This window comes from Pseudanabaena sp. BC1403 (genome assembly GCF_002914585.1).
Classification (GTDB): domain Bacteria; phylum Cyanobacteriota; class Cyanobacteriia; order Pseudanabaenales; family Pseudanabaenaceae; genus Pseudanabaena.
The window spans coordinates 1-26,901 of the sequence record NZ_PDDM01000044.1 but is presented as its reverse complement, the minus strand read 5'-3'; the positions used below and the strand labels follow the sequence as shown (position 1 = coordinate 26,901).

Annotated in this window: 14 protein-coding genes; 10 read left to right on the top strand and 4 right to left on the bottom strand. The window is 41.4% G+C overall.

Annotated elements, in window-relative coordinates:
• The 4 genes from CQ839_RS23465 to CQ839_RS23450 form a co-directional block, all read left to right on the top strand.
• The coding region (locus CQ839_RS23465; protein WP_181016320.1) for a transposase at positions 1–249 on the top strand (249 nt) is incomplete at its 5' end.
• Between the two features lie 425 nt (positions 250–674).
• On the top strand, positions 675–3,743 hold the full coding sequence (locus CQ839_RS23460) for a DUF4114 domain-containing protein (RefSeq protein ID WP_103670722.1): 3,069 nt from the start codon (positions 675–677) through the stop codon (positions 3,741–3,743).
• A gap of 634 nt (positions 3,744–4,377) precedes the next feature.
• Complete coding sequence (locus tag CQ839_RS23455) at positions 4,378–6,894, top strand: PAS domain S-box protein (protein WP_103670721.1); 2,517 nt, start codon at positions 4,378–4,380, stop codon at positions 6,892–6,894.
• Between the two features lie 186 nt (positions 6,895–7,080).
• A complete protein-coding gene (locus CQ839_RS23450; RefSeq protein ID WP_103670720.1) occupies positions 7,081–9,879 on the top strand; it encodes a PAS domain S-box protein in 2,799 nt (932 codons plus the stop codon).
• A 16-nt stretch (positions 9,880–9,895) separates the two neighbouring features.
• On the opposite strand, the gene CQ839_RS23445 is transcribed toward CQ839_RS23450, so the two are convergent.
• From CQ839_RS23445 to CQ839_RS23430, 4 genes are all read right to left on the bottom strand, one after another.
• Complete coding sequence (locus tag CQ839_RS23445; RefSeq protein WP_103670719.1) at positions 9,896–11,713, bottom strand: EAL domain-containing response regulator; 1,818 nt, start codon at positions 11,711–11,713, stop codon at positions 9,896–9,898.
• Positions 11,714–11,939: 226 nt separating this feature from the next.
• Positions 11,940–12,941 (bottom strand): diguanylate cyclase domain-containing protein, encoded by a 1,002-nt coding sequence (locus tag CQ839_RS23440; RefSeq protein ID WP_103670718.1) that lies wholly within the window; start codon positions 12,939–12,941, stop codon positions 11,940–11,942.
• A 75-nt stretch (positions 12,942–13,016) separates the two neighbouring features.
• Positions 13,017–16,067, bottom strand: coding sequence for an ATP-binding protein (locus tag CQ839_RS23435; protein WP_103670717.1), 3,051 nt, complete (start codon positions 16,065–16,067; stop codon positions 13,017–13,019).
• Between the two features lie 18 nt (positions 16,068–16,085).
• Entirely contained in the window at positions 16,086–17,069 is a 984-nt protein-coding gene (locus CQ839_RS23430) for an ABC transporter substrate-binding protein (protein ID WP_181016319.1), read from the bottom strand.
• Between the two features lie 456 nt (positions 17,070–17,525).
• Between CQ839_RS23430 and CQ839_RS23425 the strand changes: the two genes are divergently transcribed.
• The 6 genes from CQ839_RS23425 to CQ839_RS25330 all read left to right on the top strand — a co-directional run bounded on the left by CQ839_RS23425 (position 17,526) and on the right by CQ839_RS25330 (position 26,730).
• Entirely contained in the window at positions 17,526–17,984 is a 459-nt protein-coding gene (locus CQ839_RS23425) for a response regulator (RefSeq protein WP_103670715.1), read from the top strand.
• Positions 17,985–18,036: 52 nt separating this feature from the next.
• Positions 18,037–18,186: a hypothetical protein gene (locus tag CQ839_RS25350; RefSeq protein WP_181016318.1), complete on the top strand. Its 150-nt coding sequence runs from the start codon at positions 18,037–18,039 to the stop codon at positions 18,184–18,186.
• Positions 18,146–19,270, top strand: a complete 1,125-nt coding sequence (locus CQ839_RS23420) for an ATP-binding protein (RefSeq protein ID WP_103670714.1) — start codon at positions 18,146–18,148, stop codon at positions 19,268–19,270. The genes CQ839_RS25350 and CQ839_RS23420 overlap by 41 nt, the downstream gene beginning before the upstream one ends.
• Positions 19,267–19,689 (top strand): response regulator, encoded by a 423-nt coding sequence (locus CQ839_RS23415; RefSeq protein ID WP_103670713.1) that lies wholly within the window; start codon positions 19,267–19,269, stop codon positions 19,687–19,689. Before CQ839_RS23420 ends, CQ839_RS23415 begins: the two co-directional genes overlap by 4 nt.
• 32 nt (positions 19,690–19,721) lie before the next feature.
• Positions 19,722–24,263, top strand: coding sequence for a PAS domain S-box protein (locus CQ839_RS25565; protein WP_103670712.1), 4,542 nt, complete (start codon positions 19,722–19,724; stop codon positions 24,261–24,263).
• A 157-nt stretch (positions 24,264–24,420) separates the two neighbouring features.
• Entirely contained in the window at positions 24,421–26,730 is a 2,310-nt protein-coding gene (locus CQ839_RS25330; RefSeq protein WP_181016317.1) for an ATP-binding protein, read from the top strand.
• The last annotated feature ends 171 nt before the right edge of the window (positions 26,731–26,901 follow it).

Here is a 26,901-nt window from a genome sequence, read left to right as displayed (position 1 = left end):
GCTAAGCGGTTACGATTGCCGAGCAATATCATTTTGATATTTCAGCCTGCTCATTCTCCAGAATTAAACCCAATTGAGCGCGTTTGGCTACATTTGAAGCAAGGGTTGCGCTTTACTTTACCCAAAAATATGGATGAGTTGCGGCTTTTAGTCAAGAATCGTCTCTCCGAAATGTCTAAATCTGTAATTGCTTCTCTTGTCGGTAGAGATTCCATACTGGATGCTCTATCTGTTGCCTCTCTTTTGTGATTTGGTATTATGTCATACAGCAATTTCCGATCAAACGCACCACAAAAAATTTGAAAGCCCAAAATGGCGTAGTCATTTTGGGCTTTGGTATAGCAAAAAAAGAGTTAGCTAGTACCAGAAGATGAGTGGCGGCGCTTCTCGCCGCCACTCATCTTCTGGTTTTATGTCCTAAGCAAACCTTGGTTTGCTATATAACCTCTCTGGCTACAGCTATGGCACGGACGGTTTGTCAGGCGTTTCAATGAGCCCATTAACATGATTGATAAGTTTTTTTAATAGGATATTTTGTTTTAGGGATCTTGACCCTGTAGCTAGCTGCAAGCCCTAACCTATGTGTCATGGGATGAAATATCGCTTCAAACGGTTGAAAACATCCTAGGGGAAAAGCCAAAAGCATAAGTGTAATAAGTTAGGGGTAATCAATCATGGCATTGCAAACAACGACTCAGGGGACATTCACGGTTGGGGCGACAGGTAAACTAAGTTTTGATTTTCTATTTGATGGCGGTAAATTTCAAGGAGAACTCGCCATATTTAGCTTGAATGGAATGGAAAGTTTAGAAGTCGGTTCAGTTGCCTTTGAACAAGAAGCTGCTCGCCGTGCCCTAACAAACTCAACTCAAGGCAGAATCCTCGTTGCTGATAATTCTGAAGGTGCAAAATTTAGCGCTGAACTTGATTGGGAAGCTAATTTTAATAGCGGTGCTTACAAAGGAATCAAAAATTTCTCCATGCAAGCAGGCGATCGCATTGCCTTCATGCTGATTTCTAATGGAACTGTTAGCCAAACTTTTAATACCCTAGCCAGTGGACTAGAGCTAGGACTTGATAAACAACCTTTATTTTCTATCAGTGCTGCCAACCCTAATCTCAGCAATCAGTTCGCGCAAGTTGAGGATATTGCAGGTAAAGGTAATCTTTTTGCAATGGAAGATGTTCGCCTCAAGGGTGGCTCTGATTATGACTATAACGATGTAGTATTTCAATTAACGGGAGCCGAAGGTAATAACATTCCTGCGCTTAGTGATGTCGGCGCATCGACTAAAGATTGGGTAGATACTGCGATCGGCAAGCAAATTACCGACTATGCCAGCCGTTCTACCTTCGATTCGGGTGTGTTTCGCGTTGATGCATCGGGACAAGTTGGTGTGGACTATCTCTATGATGGAGGCTGGTATCAAGGGGAAATGGCAATCTTTAGCCTGAAGGGAATGGAAGGATTGCAGGTTGATTCCTATGAATTTGCGCAAGAAGCCACACGCCGTGCACTGAGCAACTCTACTCAAGGTCATATTGTTATTAAAGATCGTACTGAAGATGCAAAATTCACTTCTAAGCTCATTTGGGAAGATGGCTTTAACGGTGGTTCTTATCAAGGTGTCAAAACTTACAGTATGAATGCAGGTGAAGACTTTGCTGTGATGCTAGTTCAAAATAGCACCGTCCAAGAACTTGCCTATGATGTCACCAAAATGTGGTCTGGCAATCGCTTGCCGATCTTCTCGATTCCCCAAGCCAATATCGGCTCACCTAGCAACATTCGTCAAATCGTTGATGTCACTGGCAAGGGCGACACCTTTGGCATGGAAGATGTGCGCACTGACTGGGGAACCTTGTCCGACAAGGATTACAATGATATGGTTTTTCGCTTTACGGGAGCAAAGGGTGTCGCACCTTTGATGGATACCAATGTTAATCCCGATCGCGATTGGCGCACTTCTTCCGTCGGTCAAGAATTGGTGCAGTATGCCACTCGTCCTAAATATAGCGGCGGTATCTTCGATACTGGCGAATCGGGCAAAGTTCGCATTGACTTTCTCCATGATGGTGGTTGGTATCAGAGCGAATTGGCTATTTTCAGTCTTGATGGCATGGAAAATTTTAAAGCTGGCTCCACAGCGTTTGTTCAAGAAGCTGCTCGCCGCGCTTTAACTGAATCGAATCTTGGACATGTTATAACGAAAGATCGGGCTGATGCTACGAAATTCTCGGATACAGTGGCATGGGAAGAAGATTTCAACTCAGGCACAGGATCATACAAAGGCGCACAAACCTTCGACATGTCTCCTCGTGGTCACTTTGCCTTTATGCTCATCCAAAACAATACGGTAGCAGCGATCGCAAATAACATCAGCAGCATTAATCAAACTGGCAACCTACCGATGTTCTCGATTCCTGAAGCGAATATCTTTGGAACAGCGATCGGACAAATGGTTAATGTCGATGGCAAAAACACCTATGCCTTTGAAGATAATCGTGTAGACTTACCGAACATTTCCGATCGCGACTATAACGACATCGTGATTCAAGTCAAGGGCGCGACTAGTGATGTGCCTCTGATGAATGGCTTGGTTAATTCCGAGCGCGACTGGCGCAGTTCTACTGCTGGACAACAGCTACTTAGCTATTCTAATCGTTCTGAATATGACAAAGGGGTAATTACCTCTGGGCAATCTGGTACTCTCGAAGTGGAATTTCTCTACGATGGTGGCTACTACAAAGGTGATGTCGGTATTTTCAGTCTTGATGGCATGGATACTTATACTGCTGGCTCCGCCGCTTTTATTGCTGAAGCTGCTCGCCGTGTAGCTAGCAACTCGACTCAAGGTTATGTATTGCTCAGCGATGCAACCGATGCTGCTAAGTTTACCAGTGGTTTAGATTGGGAATCTAATTTTAATTCGGGAACCTATAAAGGAACGAAAACCCTCAATCTTGCTCCTAATACTTCCTACGGTGTCATCCAAGTTCCCAACGGCACAATTAGCGAAGTTATCGCAAACCCTGCGATCGATGGGACTAAACGTCCTTTGTTCTCAATGCTAGATAACAATCCTAGCCGCAGTTTCCAAATGGGACGCACTGATGTTGGTAATGGCTCGTTTGTTATCTCCCTTGAAGATCAACGCCTTGATGGAGCCACCGATCGCGATTACAACGATATTATCTTCCGCATTAAAGGTGATGCTTCTGTGAGTGCGGATACACTCGATCGCGTGATGGCTGCTAACAAAGATTGGCGATCGACTGACATGGGCAAAGCGCTGATTGACTATGTTAGCAACCCTACAACAGCGATCGCTTCTCAATCACTCTTCGGCTTTAGCTGGAGTGACACCGTACAAGGAACTGACGCGAGTGAATTTATTTCGAGCGGCGCAGGTAATGACATTCTGATCGGCGGCAAGGGTAATGATATTCTCGTCGGTGGGGCAGGTAACGATACTTTCCAGTTTAATAATATCAACGAAGCTGGTGACACAATTCTCGACTTCGGTGCTGGCGATATGATTAAACTTGGAGGTGTATTTAGCTCGATTAATTACACTGGTACTAATGCGATCGCTGATGGGATCGTTCGCTTCCAGCAACTTGGCACAAGCACAGTTCTCCAAGTTTCTCCCGATGGTTTAGGCAATGCCAATAATCTGGTTAATTTACTGACTGTCAATAATGGAAATATCGCATCTATTAGCAACAGCATCATTTTCTAGACTGGTTCATATAGCGGTGTTCATTTTGTAGCAGACAAAATGAACACCATAAACCTTCACAGTAATTTTTTTATTTCATAGAAATGTAGGGTTTGCTTAGGACATAAAACCCAAAATACGAGTGGCAGCGCTAAGCGCTGCCACTCGTATTTTAGGTTTTAATTTGTCTAGGAAAAATTAAAGCCCAAATTAATAAAGGCGGAGCTTCGCTCCGCCTTTATTAATTTGGGCTTAAGAAACCATTTAAGAAATACTTTCTGCGGTCAAAAGCTCTAAGAGATCCCCCTCAATCCCCCTTAAAAAGGGGGAAGAATTTAATTCTCCCCCCTTTTTAAGGGGGGCTGGGGGGGATCTAGACAATTCTTAAATGGTTTCTAAGGATGAAATGCAACGAGCTCTAAAAGATAACATCAGTAAACTTGTTAAATTAAAGCAAGTAAACCTGTTAGATTGAAATAATCGATTAGCTGGGCATAATTAAACCAGTTGTAGTAGTTTTTAGTCTTGGTTGGGACAGGGTAAAATCACAGATAACACAAATATGAATTTTATTACTTTTAAGTTATACATGAGAACTTGAAACCCGCGATAGTTTAGAAATTTTGCGGACTAAGATATTATCCTAATTAATCCTATGAAAAAGCCTGAAACTCCAGAAAATGAAAGTGATCGCTTAGCTGCTCTTAATCGCTATAAAATTCTCGATACATTACCAGAGCAGGTATATGACAACTTGGTACAACTGGCTTCACATATTTGCGGAACGCCGATCGCTTTAATCTCTTTAGTCGATCGCGATCGGCAATGGTTCAAATCGCGGGTGGGGATTGATGCAACTGAGACATCTCGTGAAATTTCTTTCTGTGGTCACGCTGTGGCTGAAAAAGCGATTTTGCATATCCCAGATACTAAAGAAGATGCACGTTTTTCGGATAATCCTTTGGTTGTTGGTGAACCCAAGATTAGATTTTATTTAGGAGTACCTTTAATAACTCCTGACAACTATGCTTTAGGTACTTTATGTGTGATCGCTCCTCATCCTAAACAACTCACACCTCAACAAATCAAACAATTAGAGATGCTTAGCCATTTGGTTGTCAGTCAATTAGAGTTAAGGCTAGCAGAGGAAACTTCTCGACTGTTAGTCTCGGTGGTTGAGTCCTCGAATGATGCGATCGTCACTAACACGTTTGATGGGATCATCACCAGTTGGAATCCAGCTGCTGAGAGATTATTTGGCTACTCAGTCGATGAAGTATTGGGGAAATCGATTTTCATGATGATTCCGAGCGATCGCGTACAAGAAGAAATGATATTTATCGAACACCTCAAACGAGGAGAAAGAATGGAAAACTTTGAAAGCATTCGTCTCCACAAAGATGGTAGTCCACGAGATGTATCTTTCTCAATTTCTCCTTTAATCGATGCGATAGGAACAGTAGTTGGCGCTTCCAAAATCGCGCGTGATATCACTGCAATTAAACAATCGCAATCTCAACTTCGAGATATCACCAATGCTTTAAATAACACGGCGTTGGTGGCGATTACCGATGTAAATGGTACGATTACCTTTGCAAATGATAAATTCTGCGAAATTTCTAAATACAGTCGAGAAGAATTAATCGGTCAAAACCATCGTATTCTCAACTCTGGACATCATCCCCACAATTTTTTTGCGAATATGTGGAAGGAGATCGCTAGCGGTAAAATTTGGCAAGGGGAAATTAAAAATCGGACTAAGGATGGCTGCTTCTATTGGGTAGATACAACAATTATTCCCTTTATTAATGATCAGGGCAACCCCTATCAATACCTTGCAGTCCGCCAAGATATTACCAATCTCAAAAGAAACGAAAGCAAACTCATGCAAGCTATCCGATTGAAGGATGAATTTCTTGCCAATATGAGTCACGAACTTCGGACACCACTCAATGCCATTTTGGGAATGTCGGAAAGCTTGCAAGAACAAATTTTAGGTCCTATTAATACGCGCCAATCTGATGCGATATCGATGATCGAAAAAAGTGGAGAACATCTACTATCTTTAATCAATGACATTCTCGAACTATCGAAAATTGAATCTGGAAAACTGGAACTTGATATCGAGAAAGTTGCGATCGAACAGCTTTGTAAATCCAGCCTAAGCTTTGTCAAGCAACAAGCCTTCAAAAAGCAAATTCAGATAAATGTGAAATTGTCCCAAGACTTAGGAGAAATGATTTTAGATCAACGTCGGATGAGACAAGTGCTGATTAATTTGTTAACTAACGCCGTAAAATTTACAGCTACAGGTGGTAAAGTCACGCTAGAAGTATATTACGAACCACTAGAGATAACTTTTGTCGAACATAAATCCTTAAAGGCAATACTTCAGCCAAATAGCCCTGATTGGAAATATGAAGATTGCGACCTCAAAGATAGTCGATATCTTTGCTTTTCTGTAACCGATACTGGTATCGGCATTTCCCCCGCTGATCAGGAAAAACTTTTTCAACCCTTCGTGCAGATTGATAGCAAGCTCAATCGCCAATATGAAGGAACTGGACTGGGACTTGCTCTAGTCAAAAGAATTGTAGAGCTGCATGGTGGTAATGTCAGACTTCGCAGCAAGCTTAACGAAGGTAGCTGCTTTACTGTGCGTCTGCCCTATATTTGCCAAGCGCCGAATATTGAGGGAATATCACCTACACATTCATCAATTGCTCCTAAGACAAATACTAAGGGAATCTCTCAATCTGACAATAAGTCTGATATTGCTTCGGAAAAGTTCGATGATAGAAAAGTTGTCAATCCTCCTCTCATAATGCTAGCAGAAGACAACGAAGCCAATGTCATGACAGTTTCTAGCTATCTCAAAGCCAAAGAGTATCGTGTTATTATCGCCCAAAATGGTGTTGAGGCGATCGCCATTGCAAAAGAGAAGCGCCCTGATTTGATTTTGATGGATATCCAAATGCCTGTTATGGATGGACTCACGGCGATAGCTCAAATCCGCCTCGATCCTAGTTTGATTGACATTCCGATTATCGCCTTAACTGCACTAGCAATGGAAGACGATCGCGATCGCTGTTTAGCGGTTGGAGCTAATGAATACATGAGCAAGCCTATCAAACTAAAACAATTAGATCTTTTAATGCAAAAATTGCTCTAGAGATGAGCAACGAGAGTCGCCTCACATCTTTATACCAAAACACAAAGTGGCGTTGCCATTTTATGTTTTTAAAACCCTTACAGGGCTTGGGTTTTAATTCACAGAAGTGTTGCCACACTTTTGTGAATTGGTATTAGAGGGCTATCCCAAAATTCTGCAAAAGAAAAACTCATTGCAATTAATCCTATGCAACAGCCTGAAATTCCAGCAAATGAAAGCGATCGCCTAGTTGCACTAGATCGCTACCATATTCTTGATACCTTGCCAGAGCAAGTCTATGACGACTTAACCCAACTTGCTGCGGATATCTGCGGAACGCCGATCGCCCTCATCTCATTGGTTGACAAAGATCGTCAGTGGTTTAAGTCCCGCGTTGGCATTGACGCAACAGAAACACCTCGCGATATTTCCTTTTGTGGTCATGCCGTTGCCGAAAGTGCGATTTTAAATGTTCCTGATGCTAGTCTTGATCCGCGATTTGCTGACAATCCACTGGTAGCTCAAGATCCGAATATTCGATTTTATGCTGGAGTTCCGCTAATTACCGAGGATAATTTTGCTTTGGGGACGCTATGCGTAATCGATCGCCAACCTCGCGATCTCACTGAGCAACAGATTAGACAACTAGAAGCATTAAGCCGTCTAGTGATCAGTCAATTAGAGATAAGGTTAAAGGAGGATTCATCTCGGCTATTAGCATCTGTGGTCGAATCCTCCAGTGACGCGATTATCACCAAGAGCTTGGATGGAATCATCACTAGTTGGAATCCTGCCGCCGAGAGATTATTTGGATACACAGAGGCTGAAGCAATTGGAAATCCTGTTTCTATGCTTTTTTTTCCTGACCAATTGGATGAGGAACCTCAGATTTTGGCGCGTCTGATGCGGAGAGAACGGATAGAACATTTTGAAACTGCCTGCATCAGTAAAGAAGGTAAAAGTATCGCAGTCATGGCAACTATCTCTCCTTTAGTGAACGAGGAGGGAGCAGTAGTCGGAGCTTCTACAATCTTGCGCGATATTAGCGATCGCAAGGCTTCAGAATTGCAATTGAGCGAAGTCTCTATGCTCAAACAAGCGATCTTAGATAGCGCTAGCTTTGCAATCATTTCTACCGATTTGCAGGGGGTTATCCAATCCTTTAATGTTGCCGCTGAGAGGATGCTAGGCTATGCCGCATCAGAAGTTGTTGGTAAAACTAATCCCGCTATTTTTCACGATCTCGATGAAGTTGTTTCCCAAGCTAAACATTTATCTCAGGAACTAGAAAGAGATATCGAAGTTGGTTTTGAAGTCTTTGCTGCCAAGGCTAGATTGGGGCAGGTGTATGAACGGGAATGGACTTATATTTGTAAAGATGGCTCGAAATTTCCTGTAATGCTGACGATTACGGCAATTCACACAGTTCAAGGTGAAATCACTGGTTTTATGGGCATTGCTCAAGATATCACTGCGGAAAAGAAATCTAAGAAGCAATTAAAAGATATCACCGATGCCCTCGATCAAACCGCAATTGTTGCCATTACTGATGTCCAAGGAACGATTACCTTTGCTAATGATAAATTTTGTGAAATCTCCAAATATAACCGTGAAGAGTTAATCGGAGAAAATCATCGCCTTATCAGTTCTGGACATCATCCTCAATCGTTTTTTGCAGAGATGTGGAAAACAATTTCTAGAGGTCAAACTTGGCGGGCTGAAATCAAAAACCGAGCTAAGGATGGTTCTTTTTATTGGGTCGATACTACAATCGTTCCTTTCCTAAATGAAGATGGCAAACCTTATCAATACTTGGCTATTCGTAAGGACATCACAGCCCGCAAAGCCACCGATGTGGAATTACAAAAACTATCGCTGATTGCTAGCCAAACTGATAATGTAGCGATCGTGACCAACCCTCAAGGACAGATTGAATGGGTTAACCATAGTTTTCATAAATTGACGGGTTATACCTTGGCTGAAGCGATCGGTAAACGACCTGGAGATCTTTTACAAGGGGAGAAAACTTCTAAGGAGACAGTCGATGCAATTCGCTATGCCTTGGCAATGAAAGAACCATTCTCTGGTGAGATCCTGAACTATAGCAAGGAGGGAAGACCATATTGGTTATTGCTGAATATTAACCCTGTCTTTGATGACGATGGCAAGTTATTAAATTTCATTGCGATCGAAAATGAAATTACGACCCGCAAAGAAATTGAAATAAGCCTGCGACAGGAGGTGGAAGGAGCAATGAAAAAGTTACACGTTATGAATGAGCGCCTAGAAATTAGTAACCGCGAATTATTAGATTTTGCCTATGTTTCTTCCCATGATTTGCAGGAGCCTTTACGCAAAATTCAGGCTTTTGGCGATCGCCTAAAATCTACATGTCAAGATGCCCTAAATGAAAAAGGTTTGGATTATTTGGAGCGCATGTTAAACGCAGCGAATCGCGCCCAGATATTGATTAATGATTTGCTCGAATTCTCACGGGTAACGACCAAAGCACAACCCTTCAAGCCGATCAAATTATCTGAGATTTTAGAGGGAGTCCTCTCTGACCTAGAGGTGCGGATCGAGAAATCAGGCGTAATCCTTGAAGTCGATCCCCTCCCAGTAGTCGAAGCTGATGCCTTACAAATGCGCCAAATCCTCCAAAATTTGATTGGCAATGCTCTCAAGTTTTTACGAGAAGGAGTTACGCCTGTGGTTCAGGTGCGATCGCGGATTTACTTGGAACATGGGGAAGACTGGTGCGAAATTCGGGTCATTGATAACGGCATTGGCTTTGAGCAACAATATGCTGAGCGCATCTTTCAGATTTTTCAGCGCCTGCATGGGCGAAAAACTTTTGAAGGCACAGGGATAGGTCTAGCTATTTGCCGTAAAATTGCAGAGAGACACAATGGAACCTTAACCGCAGAAGGAGAACTCGAACAAGGCGCAACTTTTATTTTTACTTTACCCATTTATCAACCCAAAAGAGAGCTTCACGATGCCTAATTGCCCGATCGCGCTTCTAGGGAATAAATTTTGCTTCGATCTCTTGAGCGGATAAGGGCTTAGAAAATAAATAACCTTGCCCAAATTGGCATCCTAAGTCTCGCAATATTTGCAACTGCTCTGATGTCTCAATACCTTCGGCAACAATGGCTAATCCTATTTGATTGCCCAAGGCGACGATGGTACGCACGATTTGGTAATTACGGCTTGCTGCTTGCATTTGATTGACAAAGGAGCGATCGATTTTCAAGTAATCCGCAGGTAACCGATGGATATAATTTAGCGATGAATAGCCTGTACCGAAATCATCAATACTAACTTGGATATTTCTGGCTTTAATTTGAGAGAGTAGATCGATTGTTTGGTTAATATCCGCAATTAACATACTCTCAGTAATTTCTAAAGTGATCGATTTTCCATCTAAGCCTGTTTTCGCCAATATGCGATCGATATCTGTCAGTAAGTTGGGGTTGCGAATATCCTGTGCCGATAGATTGATACTCATTTTTAGGTCGTGAGAACTCGCAAATTTTGCCTTCCATTTGACGAGTTGATGGCAAGCTTCGTGAAATATCCAACTATCAAGAGCGACAATTAATCCTGTTTCTTCAGCGATCACTACAAAATCCATAGGAGAAACCATGCCGCGAGTTGGGTGTTGCCAACGGACTAAGGCTTCAAAACCAATTAAGCGATCGCCATTAAGAATGTCCATAATTGGCTGATAATAAACCATAAACTCTTGACGCTCGATCGCATTACGCAAATCTGTTTCTAGAGTCAGTCGCTTAATCGCCTGATCATGCATCTTGACATCAAAAATCTTGTAGGAATTGCGCCCCTGTGCTTTCGCTTTGTACATAGCGATATCGGCATCACGGAGCAGATCGTCGGGTTGATGGTAATCTGTATTTCCTAAGACGATACCAATACTGACATTAATAAATATTTCGCCGCCATTCAAAATTAATGGTATTTGAAAATCATTTAAAATGCATTCTGTAATCTTAATTACTTCATCAATATTGGCAATATATTCCAACAAAATGACAAACTCATCACCACCAAATCGAGCTACTAAATAAACATCCTCTAAATGAGATTTTAGCTTTTCAGCGATGCTAATTAGCAGTTGATCGCCAATGATATGCCCCAAACTATCATTAACGATTTTAAATTGATCTAAATCTAGAAACAAAACTGCATAACCATAGGACTCTAATTGATGCGATCGCTGAATTGCTAACTCAATCCGTTGCAACAACAGCCGTCGATTTGGTAAATCCGTGAGGACATCGTGGAGAGCATTATGCGTAATCATATCTGAAGCCGCCTTAAGTGCCGCAGTCCGCAACGACACTTGCTGCTCTAGTTCAGCATTACGATTCTCTAATAACTCTCTCTTTTCTACTTCTAAGACGGACTGGCGATCGAGGGATATTTGCAAAGCATCGTATTGTTGTTTCATTCTCAACATTGATTGCACCCTAGCCCGCAGTTCAAGAGCATTAACAGGCTTGCTAACAAAGTCATTAGCCCCTACATTTAAGCATTGAGCTAGATCTTCCTTAGCAGTAAGGGCTGTGACCATAATGATCGGAATTGGGCTATATTTGGGAATGGCTTTGATGCGTTCGCAGACTTCGATACCATCCATATCAGGCATCATTACATCCAATAAAATCAAATCTATCTCTAGGATTTTCAAAGATTCGAGTGCTTCCTGTCCACTAGATGCATAATTTAATTCATAGTGATATTCATTCAACAATGCTTCTATGACATCAAAGTTATCTGGCTCATCATCAACTATTAGAATGGATAGATCAGACATGAATTATTTAGATTATTAGATTATTAGATTATTGTTGTTTGGCTAGAACTTGTTTGATTGTATAGCAAACCAAGGTTTGCTTAGGACATAAAACCAGAAGATGAGTGGCGGTGCTTCGTGCCGCCACTCATCTTCTGGTTTTGGTTTGTACTAGCTAACTCTTTTTTTGCTATATTTGCAAATTGATTGAATTTGACAGGATAAATTAAATATTCAACGGTCAATATCATGAAATTGCTACCACATAACGATCGCGACCTTGATATTTAGCCTCATAAAGTGCCTTATCAGATAGGGAAATTAGATGTTGAGGTGATTTATCCGAAGTAGGAATCACGCTAGAAATGCCCATGCTAATGGTGACGATTTCACTGACCTTGGAATCTTTGTGAGGAATATTTAGGTTGCGGATAGCCTCTTGGATGGACTCAGCAACTGCGATCGCACCATCTATCTCTGTGTTGGGTAAAATCACCATAAATTCTTCCCCTCCATAGCGAGCAAATAGATCGTCAGGACGTTTGAGTTGTTTGACGGCGGTTTGTGCAAATTTGATCAAGCAATCATCTCCAGAAAGATGCCCGTAGAAGTCATTATAATTTTTGAAATAATCAATGTCGATCAAAATGAGGGAAAGCCATGTTTGTTCCCGCTTTAGACGTTGCCATTCTTTCTGTAGGCGATCGTCAAAACAGCGACGATTGGATACCTGAGTTAAGTCATCAGTGTTAGCTCGAAAATGTGCTTCGTCGGTTTGCCGCTCTAGTTCAGCATTACGATACTTTAATAACTCTCTCTTTTCTGCTTCTAAGACTAACTGGCGATCGAGGGATATTTGCAAAGCATCGTATTGCTGTTTCATTCTCAACATTGATTGCACCCTAGCCCGCAGTTCAAGAGCATTAACAGGCTTGCTAATAAAGTCATTAGCCCCTGCATTTAAACATTGAGCTAGATCTTCCTTAGCAGTAAGAGCTGTGACCATAATGATCGGAATTGGGCTATATTTGGGAATGGCTTTGATGCGTTCGCAGACTTTGATACCATCCATATTGGGCATCATTACATCCAATAAAATTAAATCTATCTCTAGGATTTCTAAAGATTCGAGTGCTTCCTGTCCACTAGATGCATAATTTAATTCATAGTCATATTCATTCAACAATGCTTCTATAACATCAAAATTATGCGACTCATCATCAACGATTAAAATGGATTGGTTATTCATAGATTATTTGGGTAGGTTTCTGCGATTTAAGATTTTTGGTGGCGCGGCTTCGCCTCAACACAAAAAATCGGTTATTTATTGCTTTCGGGCTAAAACTTGTTTGATTGTCGTGGCTAGTTGATTGAGTTTGACGGGTTTTGTTAAATACTCATTTGCCCCAGCTTCTATACATCTCTCGCGATCGCCTATCATCGCTAAAGCAGTTAAGGCAATAATGGGAATGTTCGCTAATTCAGGAATATTACTGCCACGAATGATTTTGATCGCCTCTAGCCCGTCAATATTTGGCATTTGAATATCCATTAAGATTAAATCAGGTCGCATCGACCTTGCAAGATCGATCGCTTCTCGACCATCTTTGGCAAACAACAATTGATAGCCTCTGGCTTTGAGGTATCTAGAGATTGTCAGCTTATTTGCTTCATTATCTTCCGCGAGTAATAGTGTGGGCAGCCCCTCAGCAATACCATTATCAGGACTTGTCTCTAAAGGACTTGGGGGTTGATTTGGATATATAGGCGATGACGTTGATATATTTTCGCAGGGAAGTGCGATCGTAAAACAACTACCTACGCCCACCTCACTCGTGACACTTACCGTGCCTTTATGCATCTCTACAATGCTCTTAACTAACGCCAGACCTAAGCCAGTGCCTGTGTTTTGACGATTGAGCGCTCCATCTATTTGGACAAAGGGTTGAAATAATTTTTGCAGATTTTCTGGGGAAATGCCGATCCCTGTATCAGTTACGGCAAATCTAATTTCGCTCGTGATTTCATTCGTGATTTTTGCTGGATTTTGCTGGAGACTAACCGCCAATGACACCCGACCTTTTTCAGGAGTGAACTTAATCGCATTACTGAGCAGATTAATCAAAGCTTGGCGAATACGTCTCTCATCGACAAATAGTTCTGGTAAATTAGGGACGATTTTTAATTCCAGATGAATGCGTTTTCGTAATGCTTGCTGCTTAACAAAGGGCAAACTCGATTGACATAGTTCATCGATCGCGGTTTGCGAACAGACGATCTCGACTTGTCCCGATTCGATTTTGGCAACATCAAGAATGTCATTAATCAATTCCAATAGATGTTTACCGCTGCTGGCAATTGTTTCTAACGACTCTTTCTGCTCTTGATTAATTGCGCCAAAGACCTGTTCTTGCAATGCTTCAGACATTCCTAAGATCGCATTGAGGGGAGTTCGCAATTCATGGCTCATATTGGCAAGAAACTCATCTTTAAGGCGAGTAGCGCGAGCTAGTTCCTCATTGGAGATGGCAAGCTGCTGATTAATTGTGACCATATTGGCAAGAAATTCATCTTTAAGCCGAGTAGTGAGAGCTAGTTCTTGATTGGAAATAGCAAGCTGTTGGTTACTTTCTGTCAGTCGCGACTCGGCTTGTTGTCTTTCGGTTAATTCTTTCTGAATCTGTTCAAATAGATTGGCTTGTTGAATGGCGATCGCTAATTGATTGGCAATTTGCTGCACAAATTCGATTTCTGATTGCTGCCAAGGTCGTGGCTCATAACATTGATGAATACATAGCAGTCCCCATAGATCTTCGCCATTTAGTAATGGTACGACCATATTTGCGCGAATCTGAAAGCTTTCTAAGAGTTCGCGATAACACCCCTTGATATTTGCCTGATAAATATCGTCTAAAGATTGAATTCTTCCTTTTTGGTAGTAGATAGTATGTTTGTCACCAAAGCAATGTTCATCGATGGAAATCGCCACAATTGAGGTAACTCCATCGACTAAGGATTCGGAGACAAATTCGCCTTGGGTATTATGGGATTTGGGATCGAATTTCAGCACGCCTACGCGATCGGCATTCAGAAACTCCCTAATTTCTTCGGTGGCGGTGTTAAAGATAGTTACAAGATCTAGAGATTGCCGAATTCTTTGGGTTATTTCTCTGAGTAACCTTTCTCTTTCCGCTTGTTGTTGAATTAGTTTTTCGGCTTTGCGACGATCGGTGATATTCCGAAAATACCAAATGCGACCATAGTAAAAGTCTCCCGACAAAGACTTCACACTGGTTGAATAACAATCAAAAATATGTCCATCCTTCAGCACTACCTCATCAACGCTGCTGCTATGGGGATTTTCGTATAAGTATTCGATTTTAGCGCAAAATATTTCGGGTTCGACTAAGTTGCTCAATACCCATTTCATGAATTCGCGATCGTCCCCTGTTTCAATAATGTTGACAGGAATCTGCCAGAGGTCGCAAATACGTTGATTGTAGTAGACGATATTGCGATTTTCATCGACAATCGAAATGCCATCAATGGAAGCTTCAATCTGGGATTGTAATACGGCATTTTGGCGCAGCAAAATATTGGCATTATCTTGAATTTTGCCTGCCATGCGATCGAAGGCAACAGAGATTTGAAATAATTCATCTGAGCCTGTTAGTCCTGCGCGTTCGTCTAGTTTTCCTTCCGCGAGGCTATTGCTCACCGCCACTAAACGGGAGACACGCCTTGTGAGCGTAATTTCAAAGAAGAACCAAATTCCTATGCAAAAGATCGTTAAACTGCCACTAAAAAACAGCGATCGCTTTAAAGCATCATTAAACGCAATCTGTTTGGTGCGGGTTAGATCGTATTCAAAGAATAAAACGCCCACTTTGGAGGACTGAAGCTCATTGGGCTGCAATGGCAAAATGACAGGATACATCGCGATTAGTTTCGACCGATCCGCCGATATCAATACATCTCCCGATAAATTTTTGCGTACCGCCCCAAACTTTTCGACATAATCCACACCTTGTGTTTTTGTAACTGGTTCGTTTTTCAATTCATAACGATTAGAGAGACGTACAACATCGTCATCGTTAATCAACATTACTAAATTAAGATTCGGATCGCTGCCAAGCTGACTAATGATCGTGATTTCGGCATCTTCAATATTGGCTCTACGATACAAATAATCTAAGATTCTTGATGTCTGTCCTGCGGAAATTTGGACATAATTTTTGGTATTAATTTCTGTCTTTTGATAAGCCTCATTAATTTCTTGATTAAAAGAAGTTAAGCCCAACAAGCCCCCACAAAAAATTAAAATTGTAGGGATTGAAATCCTTAAAGAAATCGGGAAAATTGGCAATCCTTTCATGGGAACCGTTGGGTAGATTTAAACCTTCGCATTCTTAATAAAACGGTCATCTAGAATACTAGCAGGATCGATAGTTTTGGGTAGTAATTTGTTGTCAACCATAATCTTTACTAGTTTGGTCATACCATTAATTAGCGCAGGATCGCTTTTATCAAGCAGTTTTTGATTTGCTTGTAAATTCGGTTGGCTTAGCCCTTTAAAGGCATCAAGGATTTGCTCAGGGGTGACTTTGGTACGCTTAGCCATTCGTGTTGCGGCATCTTGAGGATTTTTTTCAAAATAATCTAAGGCGCGAAATCGACCATCCACCAAAGCTTGAATCGTTTCGGGATTATTAGCGATCGCCTCCGTACTTACCGCTAAGGTATCGACAATTTCTCCAGGAATCTGACTGCTATCAAATAGTAATTTTGCCCCAGCCGCTAACAGCTTGATTCTCGCAGGCCCAAAAGTAACCACAGCATCTACTTTCCCCTCTTTGTAAGCGCGTTCGTGTTCCGTCAATTCCAAAGACACAATTTGAATATCTTTGGCAGTCATGTCATTTTTTTCTAATGCACGGGCGATGAAGAAAGCTCCGAGTGCAGTTGATTCCACGCCCACACGCTTACCTTTGAGAGCTTTCATGTCAGTGAATTCTGGCTTACCTAAGATCACATCACCGCCATTGGACACATCCATAATTGCGATAATCCGAATATTTTCTTGGGTAGCAGCGAGGACTAGGGCTTGATCGATTGATAGTCCTGCCCCTTCAATTTCTTTATTACGATAGGCGCGGACTTCCTCTGTGCCTGAAGGATAATCAACTAATCGGATCGGCTTGTCGTTATAGTAGCCCAAGTCCCGCGCCAGATATAAAGTCTCATATCCCGTCCAGAGGTTCGATCCGATGCGTAATGGGATGTTTGTTTGGGGAGTGCAGTTCGTTAAGGCGATCGCCATAGTAACTGTCAACAGACTCAGCATTGCATATTTTAGATTATGAGTAATTGCACTCATAACTCTAATGGGGATTTGTCTGAGCCATATATGGAATATGAAAAGAAATGATTTCATCTAATTTTTTATATGATCTTTTAAGGTTCTGATATTTTTTATAAATAGCTAAACATAGGGCATTATGTTTCTCATTAATCATAGATAAAAGTTCATGATATTTGTGTCGAGTACTTAATACTTCAAATAAATCGAACAAATTTATTTGAAGTATTAAATAAGCCTCATAGCTGTTTTGTCCCAATCTGAGCGAAGCCTAGTTATTAGACTTTAATCTGACTTGGGCTGACAACTATGATGATGACAGAAAAACCTTTGAAGTTACTGGGATTGGTCTAGCTATTTGCCGTAAAATTGCAGAGAGACACAATGGAACCTTAACCGCAGAAGGGAATCTCGAATAAGGCGCTACTTTTATTTTTACATTACCCATTTATCACCCCAAAGGAGAGCTTCACGATGACTAACAAAAGAAAAAGTATTACTATTTTAGTTGCCGAAGATGATGAAGATGACCGCTTGCTCATGCAAGATGCCTTAGAAGAAAATCGCCTTGCCAATGACTTGCATTTTGTTGGTGACGGGGTGGAGTTGTTAGACTATTTAAATCATCGAGGCGACTTCGCTGATCCTAAAAGTTCACCCCGTCCTAGTTTGATCCTATTGGATTTAAATATGCCCCGCAAGGATGGTAGAGAAGCCCTCAAAGAAATTAAAGCTGATCTAGAGCTTCGCCAAATCCCCATCGTAGTACTCACAACTTCTAAGGCTGAGGAAGACATCCTGAGAACTTACGATCTGGGTGTGAGTTCCTTCATCGCCAAGCCTGTTGTGTTTGACTCGATGGTTCAAATCATGAAGATGGTGGGATCTTATTGGTTTGAAATTGTAGAATTACCAGAACGAGCTGCCAAATAGGTTAATCATGTTTCGCCCATAGCGCAAAACATTAAGCACTTGCTGAGAAAAAATGTCCTATCAAGTTTATATACTCAGCCAACGTTGGCTGAGTGAAGTCAAAGCCACGGGTACTTTAATTAATAGCAAGGTTATTAAAAATCTTTATTCACCAGAAAACAATGCCACTAGAGATTTGTCGAGTCCTGCTCGTAGACGATGATGAAGATGACTATATTGTGGCTCGTGACTTTTTGAGCGAAGCCGAGCTATTAGACTTTAAACTGACTTGGATTGATAACTATGATGATGGATTAGTAGAGATTGGCAAAAAATGTCATGACATATATCTCTTTGATTTTCGCCTTGGCAAAGAGAATGGATTGGAATTAATGCAAGCTGCCATTAATATGGGATGCAACAAGCCGATAATTTTGCTGACGGGAGTTGGCGATCGCGAAATCGACCAAAAAGCAATGGCGCTCGGTGCATCGGACTATTTGGTTAAGGGAAACTTTTTGAGTGCAACTTTATTAGAACGCTCAATTATCCATGCGATTGAAAGAAAAACATCCGAAAATCACCAACTAAAACTAGTCTCAGAGTTAGCCACTGTCAACCAAGAGCTAAAAGACTTTGCTTATATCGTCTCCCACGATCTCAAGGCTCCATTACGGGGCATCGCGTCTCTAGCGGATTGGTTGCAAAATGATTATGGCGATCGCCTTGATGATGAAGGACGCGATATGCTGAGGCTGATGAGTGGTCGAGTAAGGCGGATGAGCGATCTCATTGATGGTGTATTGCAATATTCGCGGGTAAGTCGGGTAAAAGAAAATAAAACTCAAGTAAATCTTTTACGACTACTCCACGAAACGATAGATATGATTGCTGCGCCCGAAGGTATTCAAATTGCGATCGATACAGAATTGCCGACTTTAACAGTTGAAAAGACGCGAATTCAACAGGTGTTTCAAAATTTGATTGGCAATGCTGTCAAATATATGGGTAAGCTAGAAGGAGAAATTCACATCGGTCATTCAGAAAAAGATGACTATTGGGAATTTTATGTCAACGATACGGGGATGGGAATCGAGACTAGACATTTTGACAAGGTATTCCAGATCTTTCAAACTCTAGTGCCGCGCGATCAATCTGAAAGTACGGGGGTGGGATTAGCGATCGTCAAAAAAATTGTCGAAGCCTATGATGGTAAAATTTGGCTAAACTCCGAAATCGGTAAAGGTAGTACATTTTGTTTTACGCTACCAAAATCGGAAGCTCTGGTTGAGGTAAACAAATCATGAGAAGTTTCGATCCGATTTTACTCGTAGAAGATGATCTGCTCGATATTATGACCCTCAAACGTGGTTTAAGAGATATCCATGCCGAGAATCCCCTCTATGTCAGATATGATGGAGAATCAGCTCTAGAGTTTTTGCGAGATTCAAGTAATCCAGTCCCTGCATTAATTCTATTGGATTTAAATATGCCAAGGATGAATGGGCTGGAGTTTCTCAAAATCCTCAAATCCGATTCCGATTGGTGCAAAATTCCTGTAGTGATCTTGACTACCTCTCAAGAAGAACAGGATCGCCTTACCAGCTTTGAGTTAAGCGCCGCAGGTTATATCGTTAAGCCCTTGGAATATCCTGATTTTGTCGAAAAGTTGCTTGTTCTTTATCAGTATTGGCGCTTAAGTGAAATTCCTAATTTAATTAGCTAATTTATTGCTTTATCTCGTTTAAAACTTTAGCCATGAACTCTTCAACATTCCACTATAATTCAACCAAACTTCATCTTCTATTCGTAGATGATGATCAGATTGATCGCCTAGCATTTACGCGCTATGTAAAACAATTGGGATTGCCATACGAATATACGCTAGCAAGCTCGTTATCAGAGGCGTTAGAGATTCTTAGCGATCGCACATTTCAAATAGCGATTCTCGATTACAACTTAGGCGATGGTCATTCTAGTGAGCTATTTCCGATTCTTAAAGAACAAAATTGTCCATTTGTGATCTCGACAGGTAGTGGGGACGAGGAAACGGCGGCAAGATTGATGAGTCAGGGGGCTGCGGACTATCTGATTAAAGATCCCGAACGCAACTACCTTAAAATTTTACCCGCAACCATCGATAAAACATTGAGTCGCCATCAAACCAAGGGGCAATTACAGTTACTCAACCGTGCGATGCAGAGCATCAAAGATAGTATCTACATTTTAGATAGCAAAGGAAATTTGCAATATATCAACAATACTCTTGCCGAATTGAGTAATATTTCTCCCGAAGAGGTGATTGGGCAACCCATCCAAGTTTTAAAACAACCTTATCTATACACAGAATGGTTGCGACATATTCGCACTTGTTCTGACGAGAATAGGATAACCGAAGCAGAAGTTTTAATGTTGCGCGCCGATGGTACAAATTTTTGGGCTTTAGTATCCGAATCTTTGGTTATCGAAAATATGCACATAAGTAGGGTAGGTGTAATTCGTGATGTCACTTCTCTAAAGACAATCGAACTTGAATTGCGAAACTCTCAAGAAGGCTTGGAAAATATTGTTGAGGAACGTACTAGTCAATTACAACAAGCGATCGCGGGATTGCAGCAAGAAAATCAAGCACGCTTAAAAATTGAAGAGTCATTGCGATCGAGTCGAGATCAACTTCAGCAACAACAGGAATTTTTTAAATTAGTCATTGATAGTAATCCCAATATGATATTTGTCAAAGATTGGGATGGCAAATTTTTGCTAGCGAATCAAGCGATCGCGGATTTACGTAGCCTTACTGTTGAAGAATTATTAGGAAAAAATGATATAGATCTCAACATCCTTCCAGAAGAAGCAGAACGCTATCTTCAAGAAAATCGGCAAGTAATCGAAACTCAACAGAACCTATTTCTGCCCGAAGAAAAAGTTTATCGAGATGATGTTGGCAAGCAATGGCAGCAATGGCAAAAACGACCGATTAGATTGCCAAACTCAAATGATTTAGGTGTTTTAGGCGTTGGCATCGATATTACGGATCTTAAGGAGAGTGAACTTTCTTTACAGGAGAGTCAGAAACGCTTTGAGTCTCTAGCTGCTGTTGCGCCTGTGGGCATTTATCGCACTAATACCACTGGTGATGCGATCTACCTCAACGATCGCTGGTGTGAGATCGCAGGCTTGACCGTAGAAGAAGCGTCTGGCCCTAACTGGGCGAGAGCATTGCATCCAGACGATCGCGAAAAAGTTGGAGCAGAATGGTATGCCTCCGTACAGGAGCACCGCCCGTTTGAGCTTGAATGCCGTTTTCAAAAGCCCGATGGCACTATAACTTGGGTACTTTCACGAGCCAGAGCCGAACGCGATATCTATGGCGAAATCATTGGCTATGTGGGGACGATTACCGATATTAGCGATCGCAAACACGCCGAGACAGTCTTACAAAAACTAGTAACAGGAACTGCCGCCGTTACAGGAGCCGACTTTTTTGTGGAATTGGTGCGTCACATTGCTGAGGCTCTTGATGTCACCTACGCTCTCGTGACCGAATTTGTTGGAGATCGCTTGGTTACATTAGGATTCTGGGCAAATGGCAGCTTACAACCTTCTATTTCCTATCTGCCAGCCCAGACTCCCTGCGAAATTTCTTTGCAAGAGGGACAATATCATTGTGAGCAATATGTCTCAAAAATCTTTGTGGAAGATCTTGACCTTGTGACCATGAAAGCTGAAAGCTACTTGGGAATTGCCTTGAAAGATGATCATGGCAGAGCTATTGGTAATCTTTGTATTTTAGATACGCAGCCTATTTCCGAAATCAAACGGGTTGAAGCGATCGGCATTTTGCAAGTATTTGCGGCGAGAGCATCGGCGGAATTACAGCGCAAAAATGTTAACGAATCCCTCAATCGCTTAAATCAAGAGTTAGAGATGCGTGTACAACAACGTACTCAAGAACTACAAGAACGGGAGGAACAACTTCGGGATTTCTTTGACAATGCTACTGATTTAATTCAAAGTGTGACTCCAGAAGGACGCATCTTATTTGCGAATCGAGCATGGAAAGAAACCTTGGGTTATAGCGAAGTCGAGCTAGAAAATTTATCGATTTTTCAAATCATCCATCCCGAAGACCTTAATCATTGTCAGAGCGCGATGCAAAATCTATTTGCAGGTGAGCAATGTGTAAGTATCGAAACAAGATTTATAACTAAAGATGGTCGAGCGATCCTTGTTGAAGGGAATGTAAATTGTCAACTAAAAGATGGCGTACCAATCGCCACAAGAGGAATCTTTAGAGATGTCACGGAACGTAAACAAGCCCAAAAAGCCCTAGAAGAATCGCAAAGATTGCTACAAACCGTCCTCGACGCTTTCCCTCTGGCGGTATTTTGGAAAGATCGTCAATCAGTTCTATTGGGCTGCAACCAACTTTTTGCCCAAACAACTGGAGTAGCTGCGCCTCTGGAAGCTATCGGCAAAACTGACTTTGACTTTTCCTCCACTGAAGAGGAGGCTCTTAAATATATCAAAGATGATCGAGCCGTAATGGAGTCTGGAATCTCGCAGATCGGCATTCAAGAAACGATTACCTTACCCAATGGTCAGTTAAACTGGATCGAAACCAATAAAATCCCTCTGCGAGATAAATTGGGAGAAATTGTTGGCGTAGTCGGTACGTTTCAGGACATCACCGATCGCAAGCTTGCCGAGGAATCTCTAGCTGAGAGTGAAGCATTTAATCGCCAATTAGTAGAAGAATTTCCCATCGGGCTAGCGAGTTGTCGAATGGATGGGCAATTAGTATTTGTCAATGCAGCATTTGCCAAAATATCAGGAAGAACTGTCGAAGAAACTCTTCAACTTAAGCCTGAAGAGATTACTCCAACTAAATATGCGGAGCAAGAAGCCGAACAATTACGACTGTTAGAAGAGAATGGTCGCTATGGCCCTTATGAAAAAGAATACATTCATAAGGATGGATATCTTGTGCCAGTTCTTTTGTCGGGATTAATAATTCTTCAAAATGGAGAGCTTTTGATTTGGTCTAGTGTGCAAGATATTAGCGATCGCAAACAAGCTGAGGCACAGTTACAGTTAGCTAACGAAGAGCTAATGCGAGCTACTCGCCTCAAAGACGAGTTTCTCGCCAATATGAGCCATGAGCTGCGTACACCGCTCAATTCTATTTTAGGAATGACTGAGATACTCCAAGAGCAAATATTTGGCATCATGAATGATAGACAGCTCAAGTCATTGCAGACTATTGAGCATAGTAGTACGCATCTTTTATCATTGATCAATGACATTCTTGATGTCGCAAAAATTGAATCTGGACAGGTTATCTTAGATTTATCCTCTACTAGGATAGAGAGCTTATGTAAAGCTAGTCTGTCATTTATCAAGCAGCAAGCACTGACAAAAAGAATTCAACTAACACTGAGAGTTCCAAAGAATTTGCCAGAAATACTGCTAGATGAGCGTCGCATCCGTCAAGTCTTAATCAATCTTCTGAATAATGCTGTTAAATTCACTTTAGAAGGAGGCACAATCACTTTAGAAGTATCGCAAGTTCAACTTAATGAAGATACAACCAATCCAGCGACTCCAAATTATTTAAAAATAGCTGTGATTGATACAGGAATAGGTATCTCAGCAGAGAATATCCAGAAACTATTTCAGCCTTTTATCCAAATCGATAGTGCTTTGAACCGTCAATATACTGGTACTGGTTTAGGTTTAGCTTTAGTCAAAAGGATTGTCGAACTTCACGGAGGCAGCATAGAACTCACCAGCGAATTGGGTGTCGGGAGTCGCTTTGCGATTAATCTTCCCTTTAATACAGGAGATCCTATCCTCGAAGTACAAAATGAGTATGACTTGACAGAGCAATCTCTGATAGATAAAAGCCAAACTGACAGCCCAAGCTCGCCCTTAATCTTACTTGCAGAAGATAACGAAGCTAATATCGGTACTTTCTCCAGCTACCTAAAAGCTAAGGGCTACCGACTTGTATTCGCTACAGATGGACAACAAGCTATCGACCTTACGAAAGAGCATCATCCTGACTTGATTTTGATGGATATTCAGATGCCAGTTATGGATGGATTAACAGCTATTGAGCAAATTCGTCTCGATCCTAATCTGGCGGATATTCCAATTATTGCGCTGACGGCTCTGGCAATGACAGGCGATCGCGAAAAATGTCTGGCAGCTGGAGCAAATGAATATCTGACAAAACCCCTTAAGCTTAAGCAATTGGATACTAGTATTCAACAAGTTTTAAGTGCAGAGAAAAAGTAATGTGTGTAATGTGTGATTTTTGGGTTTCGTTCTAGCCTTAACATTTCTAGACTTGAAATATATGAGAAAAAGTTTATCTAAAAATAAGTCCATCAATTCATTTAAGTTAGGAGATTTTGGGCTTTCTTCTATTGGTACGCGATTATTTTTATCAATAATGACACCTGTTACTATCGGATTAGCTGGATTAGGGACTCTATTTTATTTTTATTTGGAGGCTGACAAACTACGCCATTTAACTGCGGAAGCAGATCTCAAAGTTAGAGAAATAGATACTGAGCTTCGTAACAGTGAGGTTTTTTTAAAGAGCTTAGTCGTAGCAACTATCAATTTACAAAATAACGGGGTGCGATCGCCATCTGCATACGACCAACTAGTTCTTTCATCTATGTCTGCTCGTCCCAAACTGATTACTGGCTTTGGCGTGATGCAGACTCCAAATGGCTTGGTAGATCGCCAGTGGTTTGGACCTTATATCGAAGAGTCGCTACCAAATCGAGGCGTTAAACTTCCCGAAGATGCCAATTATAGTCTGGTGGAACTTTGGCAAGTAGAGAAATATCCTGAGTTACAATATTATGCTGATGCTATTAAGGAGAACAAGTATTTTTGGTCAAAGCCATATATTAATGCAGTTTATCCAGTTCCATTGGTGACGTTTGCGGGGCCAATTCGCGATCGCAATGGTAACTTGATTGGGATAGTGAATGGCGATATTAACATTAGAGATCTTAACCTTAACCAGCAAATTGCCTTCAAGGACGGTGGATATTCGGTGTTTGTCACTCAAGAGGGAATACTCTTAGGCTATGCACCTGAACCTAACAAAGCATCTCATCTAGAAAATATTGCATCAATTCCCTCATTGAAAGTTGTTTGGGAGCAGATTCAATATGCATTAGCTCACGGGAAATCTCAAGGATATTTCAAATCAGATACGACACAAAGCTATTGGGTTTATCAGAGAGTTCCCAGTAGTCAATGGGTGATGTTGCATTCTATACCCTATGATACGGTTATCAAGCCTGCGCTATTGCTCTCTTTCAGTCTAACTTTCTCAGCAGCGATTACCGTAGCTTTTGTTGTGATGCTATTTGTCCGTTATCTAAACCGTCGAATGCAACCAATTTTAGAGGCTTGCGACGAGACACTCATGGGGGGCGATGAGCAAATTAGTGCCAAAGATGAAATTAGTCGCTTATCAATAGCCTTCTTCAATATGATGGATCGCCAAAAGAATCTTTTGCAGCAATTGCAACAGGCCAATATCCAACTAATTGAATCTCATCGGCTGAAGGATAGTTTTTTGGCGAATATGAGTCATGAATTGCGGACTCCACTCAATGCTATCTTGGGCATGACGGAAGGACTGCAAGATAGCGTGTTTGGCACGGTGAATGATCGCCAACTTAAAGCATTGCAAATTGTCGAAAGCAGCGGCAACCATCTTCTCGAATTGATTAACGACATTTTGGACTTGGCAAAAATTGAGTCTGGACAAATTGAGCTAGATTGTGCTCCCGCTTCACTCCCTCCGATAGTTCAATCAAGTTTAGAATTTGTAAAGCCACAGGCATCAAAAAAACAAATTCAAATAGCAATCAAACTTGCACCTAATCTTCCCGATCTGCTAGTAGATAAACGACGTATGCGTCAAGTGTTAATCAATCTGCTCAATAATGCAGTCAAATTTACACCGACTGGAGGATCAGTTACCTTAGAAGTCACACAACTGCCTTCTATCCTAAATAAAACAATAGATACGGCAGATACAGCACAAGACTATCTACAGATTGCTGTAAGCGATACAGGTATAGGCATCGCGCCAGAAAATATCCAGAAACTATTTCAGCCCTTTACTCAAATCGATAGTGCCTTAAACCGCCAATTTGAAGGAACAGGATTGGGGCTTGCATTGGTAAAGCGTATTGTCGAGCTTCATGGTGGTAGTGTCAGCTTAAGCAGCAAACTGGGCGTAGGCAGTTGCTTTACAATCATGATACCTTGTCTGCCTCTATCAAACTCCCAAACTGAAATAGTTACAGAAAATCTGCCAGTTAAGAAAGCAGAACTAGAACTCTCAATCACTGATAAAGATATCAAGCAAGATTTTCTGATATTGATTGCAGATGATGATGATGTCAATTCTAAGACAATTTCGAGTTACCTTAAAGCTAAGGGTTATCAAATTCTATTAGCAAATGATGGACAAGAAGCGATCGCCATTACTAAAGCCCATAAACCTGACTTGATTTTGATGGATATTCAAATGCCAGTCATGGACGGTTTAGAGGCAACTCGGCAGATCCGTCTCGATCCGAATCTGGTTGATATTCCAATTATTGCGCTGACGGCTCTAGCGATGACAGGCGATCGCGAAAAATGTCTGGCAGCAGGAGCAAATGAATATATGACAAAACCAGCTAAGTTGAAAGAGCTTGTTGCTGCGATCAAAAGCTGCTTGTAAGCAAATGGTAGAAACCCAAAACAAAAGTGGCGGCACGAAGCGCCGCCACTTTTGTTTTGGGTTTTATCTTTTTTATTGCTATAGAACCCACATTCCGCTCCCAAAAAGAAGCGCAAAATAATTAGAATAGGAAAAAAGCAAGGATAGAAACAGGAGGGAGATATCAGAAAC

Bases quoted from the DNA above. Each gene is read 5' to 3' on its own strand.
- CQ839_RS23415 (WP_103670713.1), top strand. From the start codon at position 19,267: ATGAGAAGTTTCGATCCGATTTTACTCGTAGAAGATGATCTGCTCGAT.
- CQ839_RS25350 (WP_181016318.1), top strand. From the start codon at position 18,037: ATGTCCTATCAAGTTTATATACTCAGCCAACGTTGGCTGAGTGAAGTC.
- CQ839_RS23420 (WP_103670714.1), top strand. From the start codon at position 18,146: ATGCCACTAGAGATTTGTCGAGTCCTGCTCGTAGACGATGATGAAGAT.
- CQ839_RS25330 (WP_181016317.1), top strand. From the start codon at position 24,421: ATGACACCTGTTACTATCGGATTAGCTGGATTAGGGACTCTATTTTAT.
- CQ839_RS23445 (WP_103670719.1), bottom strand. From the start codon at position 11,713: ATGTCTGATCTATCCATTCTAATAGTTGATGATGAGCCAGATAACTTT.
- CQ839_RS23460 (WP_103670722.1), top strand. From the start codon at position 675: ATGGCATTGCAAACAACGACTCAGGGGACATTCACGGTTGGGGCGACA.
- CQ839_RS23430 (WP_181016319.1), bottom strand. From the start codon at position 17,069: ATGAGTGCAATTACTCATAATCTAAAATATGCAATGCTGAGTCTGTTG.
- CQ839_RS25565 (WP_103670712.1), top strand. From the start codon at position 19,722: ATGAACTCTTCAACATTCCACTATAATTCAACCAAACTTCATCTTCTA.
- CQ839_RS23455 (WP_103670721.1), top strand. From the start codon at position 4,378: ATGAAAAAGCCTGAAACTCCAGAAAATGAAAGTGATCGCTTAGCTGCT.
- CQ839_RS23435 (WP_103670717.1), bottom strand. From the start codon at position 16,067: ATGAAAGGATTGCCAATTTTCCCGATTTCTTTAAGGATTTCAATCCCT.
- CQ839_RS23440 (WP_103670718.1), bottom strand. From the start codon at position 12,941: ATGAATAACCAATCCATTTTAATCGTTGATGATGAGTCGCATAATTTT.
- CQ839_RS23450 (WP_103670720.1), top strand. From the start codon at position 7,081: ATGCAACAGCCTGAAATTCCAGCAAATGAAAGCGATCGCCTAGTTGCA.
- CQ839_RS23425 (WP_103670715.1), top strand. From the start codon at position 17,526: ATGACTAACAAAAGAAAAAGTATTACTATTTTAGTTGCCGAAGATGAT.